The 17,528-nt window shown below is 67.5% G+C and carries 17 protein-coding genes; 9 read left to right on the plus strand and 8 right to left on the minus strand.

Annotated elements, in window-relative coordinates; translation table 11 throughout:
• From Q9Q79_RS12060 to Q9Q79_RS12095, 8 genes are all read left to right on the plus strand, one after another.
• The gene (locus Q9Q79_RS12060; RefSeq protein WP_024958095.1) at window positions 1-1,257 is read left to right on the plus strand and encodes a fimbrial protein; all 1,257 of its coding nucleotides are present in this window, start codon (window positions 1-3) and stop codon (window positions 1,255-1,257) included.
• Window positions 1,242-2,591 (plus strand): CpaF family protein, encoded by a 1,350-nt coding sequence (locus Q9Q79_RS12065; protein WP_201862528.1) that lies wholly within the window; start codon window positions 1,242-1,244, stop codon window positions 2,589-2,591. The genes Q9Q79_RS12060 and Q9Q79_RS12065 overlap by 16 nt, the downstream gene beginning before the upstream one ends.
• A gap of 2 nt (window positions 2,592-2,593) precedes the next feature.
• Window positions 2,594-3,550 (plus strand): type II secretion system F family protein, encoded by a 957-nt coding sequence (locus Q9Q79_RS12070; protein ID WP_043035231.1) that lies wholly within the window; start codon window positions 2,594-2,596, stop codon window positions 3,548-3,550.
• Window positions 3,551-3,578: 28 nt separating this feature from the next.
• Window positions 3,579-4,514 (plus strand): type II secretion system F family protein, encoded by a 936-nt coding sequence (locus Q9Q79_RS12075; RefSeq protein WP_043035230.1) that lies wholly within the window; start codon window positions 3,579-3,581, stop codon window positions 4,512-4,514.
• Window positions 4,514-5,404, plus strand: a complete 891-nt coding sequence (locus tag Q9Q79_RS12080; RefSeq protein WP_062606245.1) for a Flp pilus assembly protein TadD — start codon at window positions 4,514-4,516, stop codon at window positions 5,402-5,404. Before Q9Q79_RS12075 ends, Q9Q79_RS12080 begins: the two co-directional genes overlap by 1 nt.
• Window positions 5,401-5,859, plus strand: coding sequence for a DUF3613 domain-containing protein (locus tag Q9Q79_RS12085; RefSeq protein ID WP_043035228.1), 459 nt, complete (start codon window positions 5,401-5,403; stop codon window positions 5,857-5,859). Before Q9Q79_RS12080 ends, Q9Q79_RS12085 begins: the two co-directional genes overlap by 4 nt.
• 8 nt (window positions 5,860-5,867) lie before the next feature.
• Window positions 5,868-8,021, plus strand: a complete 2,154-nt coding sequence (locus Q9Q79_RS12090; RefSeq protein ID WP_201862529.1) for a TadG family pilus assembly protein — start codon at window positions 5,868-5,870, stop codon at window positions 8,019-8,021.
• A 99-nt stretch (window positions 8,022-8,120) separates the two neighbouring features.
• The gene (locus Q9Q79_RS12095; RefSeq protein WP_005410003.1) at window positions 8,121-8,834 is read left to right on the plus strand and encodes a DUF2968 domain-containing protein; all 714 of its coding nucleotides are present in this window, start codon (window positions 8,121-8,123) and stop codon (window positions 8,832-8,834) included.
• Window positions 8,835-8,903: 69 nt separating this feature from the next.
• On the opposite strand, the gene Q9Q79_RS12100 is transcribed toward Q9Q79_RS12095, so the two are convergent.
• Complete coding sequence (locus tag Q9Q79_RS12100) at window positions 8,904-9,299, minus strand: hypothetical protein (protein WP_201862532.1); 396 nt, start codon at window positions 9,297-9,299, stop codon at window positions 8,904-8,906.
• 186 nt (window positions 9,300-9,485) lie between these two features.
• Between Q9Q79_RS12100 and Q9Q79_RS12105 the strand changes: the two genes are divergently transcribed.
• Window positions 9,486-10,310, plus strand: a complete 825-nt coding sequence (locus Q9Q79_RS12105; RefSeq protein WP_201862534.1) for an alpha/beta hydrolase — start codon at window positions 9,486-9,488, stop codon at window positions 10,308-10,310.
• Between the two features lie 396 nt (window positions 10,311-10,706).
• On the opposite strand, the gene Q9Q79_RS12110 is transcribed toward Q9Q79_RS12105, so the two are convergent.
• From Q9Q79_RS12110 to Q9Q79_RS12140, 7 genes are all read right to left on the minus strand, one after another.
• Window positions 10,707-12,353, minus strand: coding sequence for an MFS transporter (locus Q9Q79_RS12110; protein ID WP_201862330.1), 1,647 nt, complete (start codon window positions 12,351-12,353; stop codon window positions 10,707-10,709).
• Window positions 12,347-13,630 carry an alginate export family protein gene (locus Q9Q79_RS12115; RefSeq protein ID WP_201862329.1) on the minus strand — a complete coding sequence of 428 codons (1,284 nt, stop codon included), beginning with the start codon at window positions 13,628-13,630 and terminating at the stop codon, window positions 12,347-12,349. The genes Q9Q79_RS12110 and Q9Q79_RS12115 overlap by 7 nt, the downstream gene beginning before the upstream one ends.
• A complete protein-coding gene (locus Q9Q79_RS12120) occupies window positions 13,609-15,456 on the minus strand; it encodes an amidohydrolase (protein WP_012480557.1) in 1,848 nt (615 codons plus the stop codon). The genes Q9Q79_RS12115 and Q9Q79_RS12120 overlap by 22 nt, the downstream gene beginning before the upstream one ends.
• 119 nt (window positions 15,457-15,575) lie before the next feature.
• Complete coding sequence (locus Q9Q79_RS12125; RefSeq protein WP_005413752.1) at window positions 15,576-16,001, minus strand: DoxX family membrane protein; 426 nt, start codon at window positions 15,999-16,001, stop codon at window positions 15,576-15,578.
• A gap of 2 nt (window positions 16,002-16,003) precedes the next feature.
• Window positions 16,004-16,660, minus strand: coding sequence for a hydrolase (locus Q9Q79_RS12130; protein WP_012480558.1), 657 nt, complete (start codon window positions 16,658-16,660; stop codon window positions 16,004-16,006).
• A complete protein-coding gene (locus tag Q9Q79_RS12135) occupies window positions 16,657-17,100 on the minus strand; it encodes an AraC family transcriptional regulator (protein ID WP_012480559.1) in 444 nt (147 codons plus the stop codon). Before Q9Q79_RS12135 ends, Q9Q79_RS12130 begins: the two co-directional genes overlap by 4 nt.
• Before the next feature lie 50 nt (window positions 17,101-17,150).
• Window positions 17,151-17,483, minus strand: a complete 333-nt coding sequence (locus Q9Q79_RS12140; RefSeq protein WP_005410012.1) for a hypothetical protein — start codon at window positions 17,481-17,483, stop codon at window positions 17,151-17,153.
• Window positions 17,484-17,528 lie beyond the last annotated feature (45 nt).

Consider the following 17,528-nt stretch of genomic DNA (forward strand, 5'->3'; position numbering starts at 1 on the left):
ATGCCCTACGCCACTGCCCAGCCGCTGCATCCGCAAGGACCGCCGATGAATCTGGTCCTGTACGGAATGGATCGCGAACTGCTGCCCCGGCTGGCGGCCAAACTGCCGCCGACCACTACCCTGCACTGGCAGGACAGCAGCACGCCGACCTCCGCTCTGGACCTGCAACGCGGGCCGCAGAGCCTTGTGCTGCTGGATTTCCGCCCTGAACATGCCGCCGCCTCCAGCGTACTGGCGCAGCAACTGCAACAGACCGAACCGGATCTTGCATTGGTTGCCGTCGGTGCCACCAGTACCGGCCAGGTGGAAGGCATCGTCATCGCATTGCGGGCGGGCCTGCGCGATGTGCTGGACCTGGACAGCGACAACGTCGGCATCGAGGCCGCGCTGCGCCGCGCCCTGTCGCCGCGACCGGCTGCCGCCGCGCAGCACGCGCACAAGGCGCGCCTGATCGTGCTGCTGGGCGTGCGCGCCGGAGTGGGCACCAGTACGCTGGCCGCGCATCTTTCGGTGCTGGCACAGCAGACCCGTGCGCTGGCGCAGGGCGAGGCACTGCAGCAGGACGGCCTGCTGATGGAGCTGGCCCAGCCTTCGGGTGACCTCGCGCTGTACCTCAACCTGGACAGCCGCTTCCATTACGAAGACGCGCTGCGCAACGCCAGCCGCATCGACGCCACCCTCGCCCGCACTGCGATGGCTCGCCATGACACCGGCCTGGTGCTGCTGGACCGCGCCAGCGGCAGCGATGCGGTGCCGCCATCCGATCCGGCTGCGCTGCTGCAGCGCCTGCGCCACGTATTCGCCAGCGTGCTGTGCGATGCCGGTGGCTGCCCGCTGCGGCAGCTACCGCCGCTGTTGCTGGACCAGGCCGACGAGATCTGGCTGGTCACGGACGCTTCGATCGCCACGCTGGTATCGCTCGACCAGGCCTTGAAGCACCTGGCCGGCCAGCGCGAACGGGAGAAGCGCCTGCAGCTGGTGATCAACCGCCACGACGACAGCAGCGGCATGAGTCCCGACCAGATCGCACGCCGATTCGAAGTGCCACTGCTGGCCACGCTGCCCGAACGCCCGCGCGTGCGCCTGGCGGCCAGCCAGGGACATCTGCTGCTGCAGGACGCACCGCGCGACCCCTACCTGCGTGCCCTCGCCCCGCTTGTGTCGCGCCTGGATCCGGCTGCCTGCCCGGTCCAGGCCCATGGCCTGCGGGAAAGACTCTCCCTTGCCCTGGGTGGATCGCAATGGAAGACAAGGTAACCCCGTTCCCGCATGCCGCCATCCGCCCGGTGCTGCCCGACAGCGCCCCGGCCCACCTGCCGTTCGCGCAGACCGAGCAGTACCAGAAGGTGCTGTCGGCCGCCCATGAGCACCTGCTCAACAGCATCGAGGACGAGCGCATCGACATCGATTCCTGGGCCCCTGACACCATCGCCCGCTGGGTGCAGGTGCAGACGGTGGGCTTCATCCAGGAATGGCGCATCCCGATCAACGAGGAGGAGATGCAGGTGGTGGCCGAAGGCCTGGTCAAGGAGCTGACCGGCTTCGGCCCGCTCGACGACCTGCTGCACGACCCGACGATCGAGGACATCCTGATCAATGGGTTCAAGGATGTGCATGTCTCGCAGGGAGGACAGCTCAAGCGCGCCACCCAGCGTTTCACCGACGACACCCACCTGCTGCGCATCCTTCGCCGCATCCTCGCGCCGCTGGGCCGCCGACTGGACGACTCCAACCCGATGGTCGATGCGCGCCTGCCCAACGGCGGCCGCCTCAACGCGATCATCTCGCCGCTGGCAGTGGATGGGCCGATGGTCTCCATCCGCAAGTTCCGCAAGGATCCGTTCACCCCGGACGAGCTGCTGGCCAAGGGCACCTTCGATGCGCCGATGCAGGCGCTGCTGAAGGCCATGGTGCTGGGCCGCTGCAACATTCTGGTGTCCGGCGGCACCAGTTCCGGCAAGACTTCACTGCTGAACGCACTGGCCAGCTACGTGCCGCCGAACGAACGCGTGATCACCGTCGAGGACACCGCCGAACTGTCACTCAACCACCCGCACGTGGTCCGCCTGGAAAGCCGCATCGGTGGCGCCGAAGGCCATGGCGCGGTGAGCATCCGCGACCTGGTCCGCAACAGCCTGCGCATGCGCCCGGACCGTATCGTGGTCGGCGAGGTGCGCGGCGCCGAAGTACTGGAAATGCTGCAGGCGATGAACACCGGCCATGACGGCTCGATGGCGACCATCCATGCCAACTCTCCGCGCGACTGCCTGTACCGCATCGAGATGCTGGCCGGCTTCGCCGGGTTCCAGGGCAGCGAGGACAGCCTGCGCCGGCAGATCGCCAGCGCCATCGACTTCATCGTGCAGATCTCGCGGCTGGGCAGCGGCCGGCGCGTGCTGGTCTCGATCACGGAAATCACCGGTGTCAGTGACAACCTGATCACGACCCAGGAAATGTTCCGTCACGAACTGCAGATCGATGGCAACGGCAAGGAAATCGATCGCTGGATCGGACTGGGCTTCCACCCGCATTCGCACAAGCTGGAGCCGTTCCGGCAGCAGTTGCGCGAATCGTTGTACGGAGACTTCTGAGCATGGGCACGGGCCTGCTGCTGGGTGTACTGAGCATCATCTCGGTGCTGCTGGCGCTTGCGGTATGGCTGTGGGGCACCGCCAGCAACCGGGAGCAACGCCAGGCTTCGCTGCAGCACGCCGAGCAGCAGCTGGCTCGCGGAGGCGCCAGTGGCGGAGCCCCGGCCGGGGCATCCGTAGCCGCCGCCAACGACCCGGCGCGACCGGCAAGTGCCGGGCGCCGGGTGTTGCCGCTGGACGGCCTGCTGCAACGTGCGGGCCTGCAGACGGGTTGGAAGCTGCCCATCATGATGCTGGTGCCGGGACTGGTGCTTTCGGTCGTGGCCATGCTCAGGCTCGGTACGGCGTGGATGTTCCCCCTGACCCTGCTGCTGTACCTGCTGGCCTGCTGGCTGTGGGTCATGCGCCGCACCACGAAACTGCGTGCACAACTGCTGCACCAGCTGCCCGACTTCCTCGACAACCTGGTGCGGCTGACCGCGCTCGGCAACAGCCTGCAGGCTGCCTTCCAGGTGGCGTCGATGCAGACCAGCGCGCCGCTGCGGGGACTGCTGGACACCACCGTGCGCTACGCGCGCAGCGGCATGGACCTGGACCGTGCCCTGAGCCTGGCGGCACAGCCCTACCGGATGGATGTGCTCAAGGTGCTGTCCGTCGTGATTGGTGTCAGCGTACGCATCGGCGGACGCTCCGATCAGATCCTGCAGCGCATGGGCGATTTCATGCGCGACCTGGAGCAGGCCCAGCAGGAGCTGGCCGCGACCACGTCGGAAACCCGCATGTCAGCCTGGGTGCTCGGCCTGCTGCCACCGGCCAGCGCGGTGCTGATGGCCATATCGAGCCCCGAATTCTTCCAGCCGGTGCTGCACGATCCGCTGGGTCACAAGATCCTGTTGATCGCGCTGGGGCTGGAGCTGTTTGGCGCTTTCCTGCTCTACCGCCTGGCCAAGTCGCTATGACCACCCGGATCCGCCACGGAGGTGCCCGATGAGCGCCAGCACCTGGTTTGCCCTGTCGCTGCTGGTTCTGGCCGCCGGTGTTGCCCTGCTGGGCATCGCCGGATGGGTACGCAGCCATCGCGAACAGCGCACCTCGGCCACCTTGAAGACCGCACTGCAACCGCGGGATGAGGCGCGCGACACGGAGGCCGCGCGCCGTGATTCGCTGGGTTGGCTGGAACGCTTCGGGCGCGCGCTCAGTGGCGGCCGCCTGGAATCTGCATTGCTGGCCAATGAAGACCGGCTGCTGCTGGACCTGGCGGGCTGGAACACACGTCGTGGCACCGCCATCTATCTTGGCCTGCGCCTGCTGCTGGGCGTGCTGGTGCTGGTGCTGGCCCTGGCGTTCAGCAGCTCCCAGGGGCTGGCCAGGATGATGGTTGTGATCGGTGCGCTCGCGGCAGGCCTGCTGCTGCCGAAGTTCATCCTCTCTTCGTGGGTGAAGCGGCGACGGCGCGCCGTCGACAACGAGCTGCCCCTGCTGATCGACCTGCTGCGCCTGCTGCAGGGCGTGGGCTTCAGCATGGACCAGAGCCTGCAGACGCTGGGCGACAAGCTGCGCGACGCGTTGCCGGTGCTTGGCGGCGAGTTGCAGGAGGCCAACGTCGCGTACACCCATGGCCGCACGCGCGCGCAGTCCCTGCGCCGGCTGAGCGAGGTCTACGCGGATGATGACCTGACCAGCCTGATGCAGTTGATCCTGCAGGTGCACGCGCACGGCGGCGCAGTGCAGGAACCACTGCGGCAGTTCAGCATCCGGTTGCGCGAACAGCGTCGCAACGCCCTGAAGGAAAAGGTTGGCAAGCTCTCGGTGAAGATGACCGTGGTGATGATGCTGACCCTGCTGCCAGCGCTGATGCTGGTTCTTGCCGGACCGGCGCTGGTCGCGCTGGCCACCACCATGTCCAAGATGGGATCGCCCTGATGCCTGCCCTGCGCACCTCCTGCCTGTTGCTCGCCCTTGCCGCCGTCGCCAGTGGTTGTGCGTCGACCACGCCGAAGTACCTGCGCGCGCCCAGCCTGGCCGCGCCCGAACCGGCGCCGCAGGACAGCCGCAATGCCTACCTGGAACTGATCGGGCGCATGCAGCAGCAGGGTGCCTGGTATGCCTCGCTGGCCCACGTCGATGCCTTCCGCCAGCGCTATGGCGACCCGCCGGCGTTGCGCCTGCTGCAGGCCGACGCCCTGCGCGAGACCGGCCAGGCCGACGCTGCCATCGCCCTGTACCGCGAGCTCTCCAGTGGCCCGCAGGCCGCTGCAGCCGCACACGGCCTGGGCCTGATCGCCGCGCGCCGTGACGATGATGGCGGCAGCGAGGAGGCACTGGCCCGAGCCACGCAGCTGCAGCCATTGAACACCGATTACCTGGGCGATCTCGGCTATGCACGTCTGCGTGCAGGCCAGTTCGAACAGGCGCGTGAACCGTTGGCCAAGGCGCTGGAGCTGTCTCCAGGCAATGCCAAGGCCACCGCCAACCTCGCCCTGTGGGCGGTGCTGCGTGGCGACACCACCACGGCAGAGCGCCTCGCCGGACAGGCCAATCTCAACGAGGACACCCGCCGCAGCATCCAGCAACAGGCCGCGCAGATCCGTGCCCGCCTGCAGCAGCGCCAGGCCGCCGCGGCAGCTGCCGCAGTCGTGCCGGCCCCTGCGCGTGCTACCGCCAGCGATGCCGGCAGCAACCGGCCCGGCGCCACGCGACTGGCGGCGGAACCACGCCGCGACAGCCGCGATGAGCGCGATCCGCAGCGCCTGCCGCCCTCGATGCTGGAGCGCTTCAGCACCTCCGATCAGCCGAACGGAAACACTCCATGAGCACCATGCCCCTGACCCGACACCTGTTGCCTGCACTGGCCTGCCTGCTGTTGACCGGCGGCGCGCAGGCGCAACAGCAACCCCTGACCGGGCAGATGCTTGGCGGCGGCACGCCCGCTGCGCCGGCTTCGCAGCCGCTGCAGTCCGAGTCACTGGCCACCGTGGACCTGGCGACCCCGCCGGCACCGGTGCCGCAGGCGGCGCCTGCAGCGGTCGCCACCACCGACGGCAACGCTGCAGCCGCGCGACCCGGCCGCAGCCAGATCGGCGACACCACGCGCGACCTGTTCCGCCTGCAGGCATCAGGGCAGCAGGCCGGGCAACGCCTGCCGATCCTCGGCGACCAGGCTACGTTGAGCTACGCCCGCTACATGAAGAGCTTCGAACACGAGATCCCGGACTTCTTTGAAACCGATGTCGCCAAGTCCAAGGGATCATCCTCATCGGGACGCTGAGGTAGGCCATGAAACGCCCACGCCAGTTCAGTTTCGGCCGCCCCCGCGGCGGCATGTCGGTCACCATGATGCTGGTCATGCTGGCGCTGCTCGCCATGCTGGGCCTGGTAGAGATCGGCTATCTGTTCTGGGCCAAGCGTGACGCACAGAAAGTCGCGGACCTCGCTGCACTGGCCGGTGCACAACGGCTGGAGCTGTGCACGTCTGACAACAGCGACAACAGTGCAGCGCGGCAGAGCGCGGTCACCCAGAACAGGTTTGCAGGCACCGTGCAGATCCGCTGCGGCAACTGGAGCGCCACACGCAGCACGTCGAACCGCTTCGTCACCACCGTCGATGCCAGCAACCCGCGCAATGCCGTGCAGGTGGTCGCGCAGCGCAGCGTGCTGCCGTTCTTCGGCCAGAACACCGGCCTGCCCACCGTCAGCGTGGAGGCCGTAGCCCGCCGTTCGAAGCCCACTGCAGTATTCGCGGTCGGTTCGCAGCTGCTGCGCACCAATGGCGACTCGGTACTGTTGTCGACCCTGCGCCTGGTCGGCCTGGATGTGACCAATGCCACCGTGCTGTCCTATGACGGCCTCGCCCAGGCCAACATCACGCCGTCGGGTCTGCTCAAGGCGCTGAACATCCCGGTCAGCGCCAACCTCAGCGTGGCTGACTTCAACCGGCTGCTGTCGGTCAACAAGGTCTCGCTGGCACAGCTGGTCGATGCCACCGCCACCGTGGTCGGCCGCGACAGCACCGTGGGCGTACAGCTGCGTGCACTGTCCGATCTGGTCGCCACCCAGCTGGACATCAACAAGCTCAACATCGTGCTGGGCAGCCAGTCCGGTGGCGGCGGTCTGTTCGCCGAAGTGGTCTCGCCCGATGGCACGATCGGCAGCGCGCTGGAAACGAAGGTCAACGTGCTCAACCTGATCAGTACCGCCATCTCCATCGCCAACGACGGCAATGGCGTTGCGGTGAAGGGACTGGACCTGCTGGGCATCAACATCCAGGCCGGCGTGGTGGAACCGCCCTCGATCGCCATCGGTGGCGTCGGCACACGCGCGTACAACGCGCAGGTGCGGCTGATGGTGGACGTGGACAGCAACAACCTGTTCGCGGTGGGCCCGTTGCTGAACCTGCTCGGCACGCGCCTGCACCTGCCACTGCATGTCGATGTCGCCAACGCGATGGGCACGCTGACCGGTATCCAGTGCGGCGCCAGTCCACCCAAGGCCACCATCCAGGTCGATTCGTCGGTGCTGCGCGCCTGCGTCGGTAATGTCGACCCGGCGCAACGCTTTTCCAGGAGCAATGTCTGCGACGCCACCCTGAAGAACGAGCAGTTGCTGAGACTACTCGGACAACCCTTGATCAATGACAGGATCACCCTGCCCGCCCTGACCGGCTCCCAGAACCTGACCCTGGCCGCCGGCGAGACCGCCTCGACCCGGATCAACCCGCTGGCAGTAGGCAACGCGGTGTCTGACCTGGTCAATGAACTGCTGCGCGTGCTGTCAGGCATGCTCAGCTCACCCAAGCAGGGCATGAGCGCCAACGACACTGCCAAGGCACTGGCCGACCGCTACCTGCAGGCGGCCTTCCCGCCGAACACCCGCTATGAGGTGGACAAGTTGATTCCACTGCTGCGCGATGGCGACGCAAGCCGGCAACTGGCCCCGCTCAACAGCTGGACCGTACCCGGAGGCCTGCCCTACGCCTGCGGCCTGCTGAACCTGGCCACCTGCCACAAGGACGGTCCGGTCTGGGACGCGTTCAAGGTGACCGTCACCGGCCAGGGACTGGGCGTGCTCGATGGGCTGCTGGGATCGCTGGTGGGCGGCCTGCTGATCAACCGCTGCGACAGCCTGCTGGGCAACCTGATCGACTACAACGGGTGTGTACGCAACAACCTGGCCTCGTACATCCAGACCGCGCCGGCCGGCTTCCTCGATGGTACCGGTGGAACCGGCGTCACCAATCCGGATGGCAGCGTGAGCTGCAGCGGCCTGCTGTGCACGCTGCTCAAGCCGATCCTGACCGCCCTGCGGCCGGTGCTCAACAGCGTCGGCACCCTGCTGACCAACCTGCTGGCGAGCGTGCTGGGCCTGGAACTCGGCCGCACCGACGTCAACGTGCAGTCGATCCAGTGCAGCGCGGCGCAGCTGGTCTACTGACCCGTGACGGGCGCCCTTGGCGGCGCCTGCGCCCATGCTAGACTCCCGGCGGGGAACCACCTTCATCTCAACCCACACTCATCCGTGGATGGTCTAGACATGCGAGAAACTTCAGGGGGCGCGGTCTTCGCCCGGCACGCGCGCGGCGCGGCACTGCTGGCCGTAGCCATGATGCTGGTGGCACCGGCGGCCATGGCTGCCCGTGGCGATCGCGAAGCAGCCGCAGAGCCGGCCGCACGCAGCGCGCCGGTGGTGCGCAACACCGTTGACGAGCTCAAGCAGCTGATGGATTCGCGCCAGCTGACCGAGCTGCGCACGACCTACAACGGCAACTATGGCGCCAGCCTGCTGTTCAACGCCAACACCCTGACCTACTACGTCGCCCTGTTCCAGGAGAAGAACTTCTGGCGGGTGATCAAGACCGATGCCGTCGACAACGCCGAGCGGGTCTACCGTACCTTTGCCCAGCAGTCCGAGCAGCTGGCCCAGGTGTACATCGATACCACCCGCCTGGAAGCCGGCAAGCGCTACACCGAGCGCCTGGTGGCCTACAACGAGGAACGCCTGCGCACCCTGCAGCAGGAAATGGAACAGCAGCAGGCGCAGTCGGCCCAAGTCAGCGCGGCCCTGCAGCAGGCGCAGCAGCAGGCGGTCAGCCTCAGCACCGACGTGCAGAGCACCAACAGCCAGCTGGATGCCCTGCAGCGCCGCATCCAGATCCTGCAGGCCGAACAGGGCAACCCGGAGCTGAGCCTGCCCAAGCCGGAAGGCGTGCCCTCGCCGGCACCGGCTGCCGCGAGCGACGGGCGCTGAAGGCCAGCGCACAGTAGTCCCGCACGACGGCGCCCTTGGGCGCCGTTGTCGTTTCCATCATTACCGGATTCAGCGGCACGCGTCGTACACCGCGTCATCGAGCTGCCGACGCTGTACGAAGTCCAGGCGCTTGACCTTGGCCAGCACCTCCCCGCGGCGCTGTCGTGCGCGCTCACAGGCCCTGGGGTCCGTGCTGATGGGTATCAGCGCGGCCTGCGGCCGCCCCGAGCGCACGGTGCGCGGTCGCGCTCGCACCGCGCTGCCCGCGCCGGCCAGCTTTGGCTCCGGTCCGCGTGACAGCGACTGCTCCTCGGGCACCTCCCAGCGCCATTCCGCATGCCCCTGGCAGGGTGTCTGCTGATAGACCGGATGTGGCCCGTCCACGCATTTGTAGACGTTGGTCTGCGCATGAACCGCCGTGACCAGCATCAGGCACAACAGTGGGCTACATCGCATTCTCGGCATCGCGAGCTCCTCGACCAGGCTGCCGCCATCGTCTGTGCGGTGGCCGCTTCATGCCAGAGCGATACGCGTCACAGTCCGGGCAATCCAGCACAGCCGTGCAAGCCGTCCGATGTGCACTGCGATGTACTGCCGAAGGCACCGGCACCGCTGCCAGTGCCTTCCCTCCCTTCCGCCAAGGAACCCGCAATGAGCAATTACGTCACCGTCGCCGATGGCGCCCGCATTTTCTACAAGGATTGGGGCACCGGCCAGCCGGTCGTGTTCGCCCACGGCTGGCCGCTGTCGTCCGATGCCTGGGACCCGCAGATGCTGTTCATGGGCCAGAACGGCTTCCGCGTGATCGCCCACGACCGTCGCAGCCACGGCCGTTCGAGCCAGACCTGGGATGGCAACAACATGGACACCTACGCCGATGACCTGGCCGCGGTGATCGAGGCGCTGGACCTGAAGGACGCGATCCTGGTCGGCCATTCCACCGGCGGCGGCGAAGTGGCCCACTACATCGGCCGCCACGGCAGCAAGCGCGTGTCAAAAGTGGTGCTGGTCGGCGCCGTGCCGCCGCTGATGCTGAAAACCGACGCCAATCCGGCCGGTACCCCGCTGGAAGTATTCGACGGCATCCGCAAGGGCACGGGCGGTGACCGCTCGCAGTTCTTCAAAGACCTGACCACACCGTTCTTCGGTGCCAACCGCGATGGCAATACCGTTACCCAGGGCATGCGTGATTCGTTCTGGCTGCAGGGCATGCTCGGCGGCGTCAAGGGCCAGTACGACTGCGTGCACGAATTCTCGGAAGTGGACTACACCGAGGACCTGAAGAAGATCGACGTGCCGGCGCTGGTGGTGCACGGCGATGACGACCAGATCGTCCCGTTCGATGCCTCGGCGAAGCTGTCCTCGCAGATCATCAGGGATGCCAAGCTGAAGGTGTACGCCGGTGCGCCGCATGGCCTGACCGTCACCCACGCCGACCAGTTCAACGCCGACCTGCTCGCGTTCGCGCGCAGCTGATGTACCGCGGCGGCGCCGTAACGGCGCCGCCGCCCCTTCGGTAGTGCCGGCCGCTGGCCGACAACCCGATCACCATCGTGATCACGCGCAGCCGGCCAGCGGCCTCTGCTTCGGTAGTGCCGGCCGCTGGCCGGCAACCCGATCACCATCGTGATCACGCGCAGCCGGCCAGCGGCCGGCTCTACCACTGGCGGGTCAAACGCCTCTGCTTCAGTAGTGCCGGCCGCTGGCCGGCAACCCGATCACCATCGTGATCACGCACAGCCGGCCAGCGGCCGGCTCTACCACCGGCGGGTCAAACGCCTCTGCTTCGGTAGAGCCGGCCGCTGGCCGGCAACCCGATCACCCATCGTGATCACGCACAGCCGGCCAGCGGCCGGCTCTACCACCGGCGGGTCAGATGTCGGTGTGGTGATGCGGCACGGCGGCAGGCAGCGGGTCATGCCCACCCACGAAGTGACGCACCACGGGGGCACGCTCACCGCGATGCAGCTCCCGCAACACTTCCTGGATGGCCTTGTCATCAGCGGTGATGCGTTCGTGCTGGCGCAGGTGCTCCAGCCACGACGGGGTCACGAAATACTCCAGGTGGATGCCTGGACTGGCCACGTCCTCGACCACGCCCCAGACCACCGCGCCATCGCGGCGGCGGATCGTGCCCAGCGCGCGCATCTGCGACTGGAACGCGGCACGATCAGCACCGTCGATGCGGTACTCGATGGTGACCAGCACCGGGCCGCGATCGTTCGACACCGGCACCGACAGCTCGGGTGCGGGCCAATGCCCGGCCGGACGCAGGTTCAGATCCTCGGTGCCAGCAATCCGCACGCGCCACACCAGCAGTCCGCCGATCACCGCACCTGCGGCAGCCACCAGCAACGCCAGCTCCGGCGAGGTGCGCTGTGCCAGCGCGCCCCAGCTCAGGCCACCGGCCGCCATGCTGGCCGAGAACACCATGATGTACAGCGCCAGCGCACGCGCACGTACCCATGCCGGCACCGCCGTCTGCGCGGCGATCTGCAGCGACGACAGTACGGTGATCCAGGCGAAGCCATTGACCAGCATCACAGCCGGAAGCACGTACCAGCTGCGGGTCAGCGCCAGCCCGACCAGGCTGAGCGCCAGCGACAGCGTGGCCAGCAGCACCAGCAGGTCGCGATCCAACTGCGCGCGCAGCTTCGGCAGCAGCAAGGCCCCGCCCACTGCACCGATACCGATGCAGCCCAGCAGCATGCCGTACTGCCCCGCCCCACCCTGCATCTGGCCGCGTACCACCACCGGCAGCAGTGCATTCATCGCCGCAGCAAAGAAGAAGAAGCCCACCGACTTGATCAGCACGGCCTGCAGGCGTCCAGCGCGGCTGGCATAGCGCAGGCCCGCCTTCAGCCCTGCACCAAAGCCCTCCGGTGGCAGGCTGGATTGCTTGGGATCACGCTTCCAGCCCCACACCACGAACAGCATCGCGGCAAAGGTGATGGCATTGAAGCCGAACGCCCACACCGCACCCAGCTGCGCCACGATCACGCCACCAATGGCCGGGCCGATCGAGCGGGCGATGTTGATGCCGATCGAGTTCAGCGCCACCGCCGAGGCCAGCATCGGCTGCGGCACCAGCTCGGACACGATCGCGGCCTGCGCCGGCATTGCCATCGCTGCACCGCAACCCATGCAGAAGGTCAGCAGTACCAGCAGCTGCGGAGTCAGCATGTCCATCGCAGTCAGCGCCGCCATCACGGCCGCGACCAGCAGCATCCAGCCCTGGGTCGCCAACAGGTACCTGCGGCGATCGACGATGTCGGCCAGCGTTCCGGCGGCGAGTGCCAACAGCACGATCGGTACCGTTGTGGCCGACTGCACCAGCGCCACCATCAGCGGCGAACCGGTGCGTTCGGCCATCACCCAGGCGGCGGCCACGTCGTTGACCCAGGTGCCGATGTTGCTGGCCAGGATCGCCAGCCAGATCGAACGGAACATCTGGATCTTCAGCGGGGACCAGGCACCTGCGGCCTGTACGGGGGGTTGCGACGCGCTTGCGTTCACCATTGCCATGCTCCAACGATCGAGGCGAACAGCGTGTCCTGGCCACCGGCCTGCTTCAGCGCAGGACCGGCATCGACCCAGGCCAGCTGCAGCTGCCATTGCCAGTGTTCGCTGGCCTGCCAGCGGGTTTCGGATTTGTATTGATTACCGATGCGGCGCGCAGCACCGGCACTGCCGGGCAACGCCACCAACGGCGCCGGCGTGGTGTAGACCGCATCGGCGCGACGATGCTTCCAGGCCATCTGTACGCCCAGCTCCGTCGTCACCGTGTCGTGCAGGCGCAGGCTCAGGGTCGGCTGCACGTCCATCAGGTTGGCCGGGGCCAGCAGGCTGGCCTCGCTGAAGTAGGCCGATTTCGGGAACAATGCATTGAAGGTCCCCAGGCGGTCGTCACGCGGATTGCCATCGCCACTGGCGATGTCGGCCTTCAGCCCCAGACGCGGCTGCAGCGGCAGCTCCGCCCAGCGCCACCCTGTATCGGTGGCCAGCGTCCAGGCGCGGATATCGAGCGTGCCGACGGCCGTTCGCAGTTCACCGCCCTGCGCCACCAGCTCGCTGTTCCAGTCCAGTGCACCGGCCTGGCCGAACCAGCGTGTACCCACGGTCTGCCGGCGTTCGATGCCGGAGCCCGCCGCGAAGCGCGCACCCTCGCGGCGATAGTCGAGCAGATACAGGTCCCACTGTCCTGCGCCCTGCCCGCGTGCCGTGGTGGCGTAGGCGCCCCACAGGTGGGCACCGTGTTCCCCTCGATCATCAAAGGCGCCCGGCCGGTTCTGCACCGGTCGCAGTGCCATCAGATCAAGCGTGCCGAGGCGGCCCTTCCAGCCCAGGCGCGCACCATCGAAGGCCAGGCGGATGTTCGGCCCATCGCGCACCGACAACAGCCGTGAGCTTCCGTAGCCGGCTTCCTGCCGACCGAGCTGCAGGTGGAAGCCGCTGCGCTGCCAGCGCCAGTACGCCTGCTGCACGTCCAATGCGCTGCGGTCGGTGCGGCCCGGGCCGCCGGCCTTGCCATTCTCGGCATGCACGCCCAGCTGCAGCTTTGCCTGCCAGCGGTCCTCCACATAGGTGGCCGAGGCCAGCGCACGCAGCAGGCCATGGCCATCTTCGCTGCCACCGATGCCGAACCGGGTCGGATCGTAGTACAGGCCACGCAGGCGCAGTGACGCATCCCACTGCAATTGGCCGTCACCGGCATCAGTGCAGTGGCCACCCTCGCAGGCCAGCGCCAGCGATGGCACGGTCAGCAGCGCCAGGCTCAGAACGCGAAGCACGAGCATCCCATCGCGCCCCAGAACGCGGTCAGGTCATCGGTGGGCGCCGCATGCTGCGCGGCGTGACCGTGAGCGCCATGCGTACTGCAGGCCACGCCGTGATGGTGGCGATGGGCGGTGGCCAAGCCGGTGGCGGCACCGCCGACGTGGTAGCCACCGAACCGGTTGACCGGCGACCAGTCCGGCATCGCCGGCGGCAGCTGCGGCGCCAGCCCTGCATAGTCGGCATCTGCATGCACGATGCGTCCGCCGACCACGGTCAGCACGCTGGTGATGTCGGCGATCTGCGCGTCATCCACGCGGAAGAAGTCGGCCGAGAGCAGTATGAAATCAGCCAGCTGACCGGCTTTCAGCGTGCCCTTCACCGCTTCGTCGCCGGAGAACCAGGCGCTGCCTTGGGTCCACAGGCGCAGCGCCTGCTCGCGTTCGAGCAGGTTCTCATCGCCATACAGGGCCAGACCGCCCACGGTGCGCCCGGTCACCAGCCAGGACAACGCCACCCACGGGTTGTAGCTGGCCACGCGGGTGGCGTCGGTACCGGCACCGACCGGTACGCCATCGGCCAGCATGCGCTTGACCGGCGGTGTATGCCGCGCGGCCTGCACGCCATAGCGCTCGACGAAGGCTTCGCCCTGGTAGGCCATGCGGTGCTGCACGGCAATGCCGCCACCCAGCGCACGGATGCGTTCGATGTTGCGCGGGGTGATGGTCTCGGCGTGGTCGATGAACCAGTGCAGGCCATCGAACGGCACCTCGCGGTTGACCTGTTCGTACACATCCAGGATGCGGGTGATGCTCTCGTCGTAGGTGGCGTGGATGCGGAACGGCCAGCGCTTCTCGACCAGCAGCTTCACCACGTCGTGCAGTTCCGGCTCAAGCTCCGGCGACAGTTCCGGGCGGGGCTCGTTGAACAGTTCGAAGTCGGCGGCGGAGAACACCAGCATCTCGCCGGCACCGTTGTGGCGCAGCAGGTCATCGCCCTGGCGCGGCTGCAGGATCTCGCTCCAGCCACGGAAGTCATCCACTTCCCTGCCCTTGTTCTGGGTGAACAGGTTGTAGGCAATGCGCACCGTCAGCTGATCATCGCGGTGCAGCTGCTCGATGATTTGGTAATCCTCGGGATAGTTCTGGAAGCCACCGCCGGCGTCGATCACCGAGGTGATGCCAAGCCGGTTCAGTTCGCGCATGAAGTGGCGCGTCGAGTTCGCCTGGTACTCGATCGGCAGGCGCGGTCCCTTGGCCAGCGTCGCGTACAGGATCAACGCATTCGGCTTGGCCAGCAGCAGCCCGGTCGGGTTGCCCAGCGAATCGCGCACGATCTGCCCGCCCGGCGGATCCGGCGTGTCCTTGGTGTAGCCGCAGGCGCGCAGCGCGGCACGGTTGAGGAGTGCGCGGTCATACAGGTGCAGCAGGAACACCGGTGTATCCGGCGCGATGTCGTTGAGCTCCTGCAGGGTCGGCAAGCGCTTCTCGTTGAACTGCGCGGCAGTGAAGCCACCGACCACGCGTACCCACTGCGGCGCGGGCGTGCGGTCGACCTGGGCTTTCAGCATGTCCAGGGCGTCGCCCAGCGAGCGCAGGCCGTCCCAGCGCAGTTCCAGATTGTAGTTCAGGCCACCGCGGATCAGGTGGGTGTGGCTGTCGTTGAGGCCGGGCAGCAGGCGCCGGCCCTGGGCGTCGATCAAGGTCGCTTCATTGCCCCAGCCACGCATGATCTCCTCGTCGCTGCCGACGGCAACAATGCGTCCTTCCTGCACGGCCAGCGCCTGCGCATGCGGCTGCTGCGGGTCGAGGGTGGTGATGCGGGCATTACGGATGACCAGCGTGCTCATGCGACGCTCCTTGGAAGTGGAATCGAGTTCGGCACCGGCACGGCCGGCCAGACCGAGCGCAACAGCGGCGCCGCTGGCCAGCAGCACGTTGCGGCGGCCGTGATCGAGGGGATCGTGACTCATGCGAGGTCTCCCGGAAGGCGGTGGACGTCCAGTGCCCAGGTGCCGGGCCCGGCCAACGCGATGGCCAGCAGTACCGTGGTCCACATCAACGGGTACTCACTGCCACCGCGCATCCAGAACCAGCCCCTGGGCAGGGCCAACAGGACGGTGAAGCCGATGAAAGCAGCCGCTGCAAGCGCGGCGATGCGGGTCTGCCAGCCCAGCAGCACGGCCAGCCCGGACAGCACCTGCAGCAGGGCCAGCAACAGCGGCAACGGTGCCACCGCTGGCAGCCCGAAGCTGCGCAGCTCGGTAGCGAAGCCGGACAGCCCCGGTCCACCGAACCAGCCGAACAGCTTGCCCAGTGCGTGCGGCAGCAGGAAGCCTCCTGCCGCCAAGCGCAGCATCAGCAGGGCCAGGTCGAGGCCATGGCCAGCCAGCATGCTCAGTGCCCGCCTTCCTGCGCGCCGAACATGCGCTTGGCGTACTGGATGCCGATGCCGTAGCCGCCGGCATGGTCGCGGGCAATGCCGGTGGTCAGGTCGTAGGTTTCACCGCGTGCCCAGTCGCGCTGCAGTTCGAGCAGGTACTGCACGCTGGTCATCGGCACCGCGCCGGCCTGCACCATGCGGGTGATCGCACGCTCGTGCGCTTCTTCGCTGACATCGCCGCAGGCATCGGTGATCACGTAGACCTCGAAACCCTGCGCCAGCGCCGACAGCGCCGGCCCGACGATGCAGACGCTGGTCCAGAGGCCGGCAAGCACCAGGCGGCGCTTGCCGATGCGGTTGATCTCGTCGATCACCGCCCGGTCTTCCCAGGTATTCATCGAGGTGCGGTCGAACACCGGCTGGCCTGGGAAGATCTGCGGCAGTTCCGGGAACATCGGGCCGGAGAACGACGCTTCTGCAACCGTGGTCAGCACCACCGGCACATTGAAGCCCTTGGCCCCCTTGCTGATCAACGACACGTTGTTGCGCAGCGCGGAGATGTCGATGGTATGGGTAGCGAATGCCATCTGTGACTGGAAGTCGATCAGCACCAGGGCATGGTCGGTGGGCGACAACAGGGCCGGGGCGGGCGTGGCGGTGGCAAGGCTCATGGGTGAACTCCGTTGGAAACACGATCAGGGGGAAGCAACAGGGCTGCATCGCCGGCCAGGTACTGGCCGGGGCTGCAGCCGGTCTCGGCGCGGAAGCTGCGGACGAAATGGCTCTGGTCGAAGAAGCCGAGCTGCTGCGCCAGGCAGGACATCGGCAGGTGCTGGGCCGACAACAGCTGGCGCGCACGTTCGATACGGCGACGGCGTACATAGCGCAGCGGGCTGGCGCCGGTACCGCTGCGGAACAGGCGCACCAGATGGAAGCGACTGACGCAGGCGACGGCCGCCAGTTCGGTGACCCGCAGCGGCTGTGACAGGTGTTCATCGACATAGCGCAATGCACGCTGCAATGCGGCGACCTGCTGCGGCGCCAGTGAAGCGGCGGGCGGATCAGGCGGAAGGATGGTGGCCATGCGGGACGCCGCGAAGGGATGCCCCATGGTGCGTGACCCCTGCGTGATGCCCTACCCCCGTCGGTCGAGGCCAGCACCTACCCGAATGGGGGAGGCCGACGGCCGAGCAGGCGGCGCCCGAACAACCGCGCATCCAGTGAATAGGCGCCAGGGCCCAGCGCCAGCAAGGCCAGCGGCAACACCACCAGTGGCCACGGCAGTGCCTGTGCATACAGGCCCAGTGTTGCCGGCACTACCGCCAGCGGCGTCAATACGCCCAGTGCAAGCATCACCACCGCCAGCAGGCATAGCGCCGACAGCCAGCCCGCGTGCGTGCCCGGCGTGCACAATGCAGCGGCCACGCACAGCCGCAGCCACAGCAGGCCGATGCCCGGCCCGCGGTCGGGGAACATCACGAACAGGCGCTGCATGGCCGGACTCCACAGGACATGCCGGCGTGATAGCCGACCACGGCA

Origin of the sequence: Stenotrophomonas sp. a6 (assembly GCF_030913325.1) — a bacterium.
Lineage (GTDB): Bacteria > Pseudomonadota > Gammaproteobacteria > Xanthomonadales > Xanthomonadaceae > Stenotrophomonas > Stenotrophomonas maltophilia.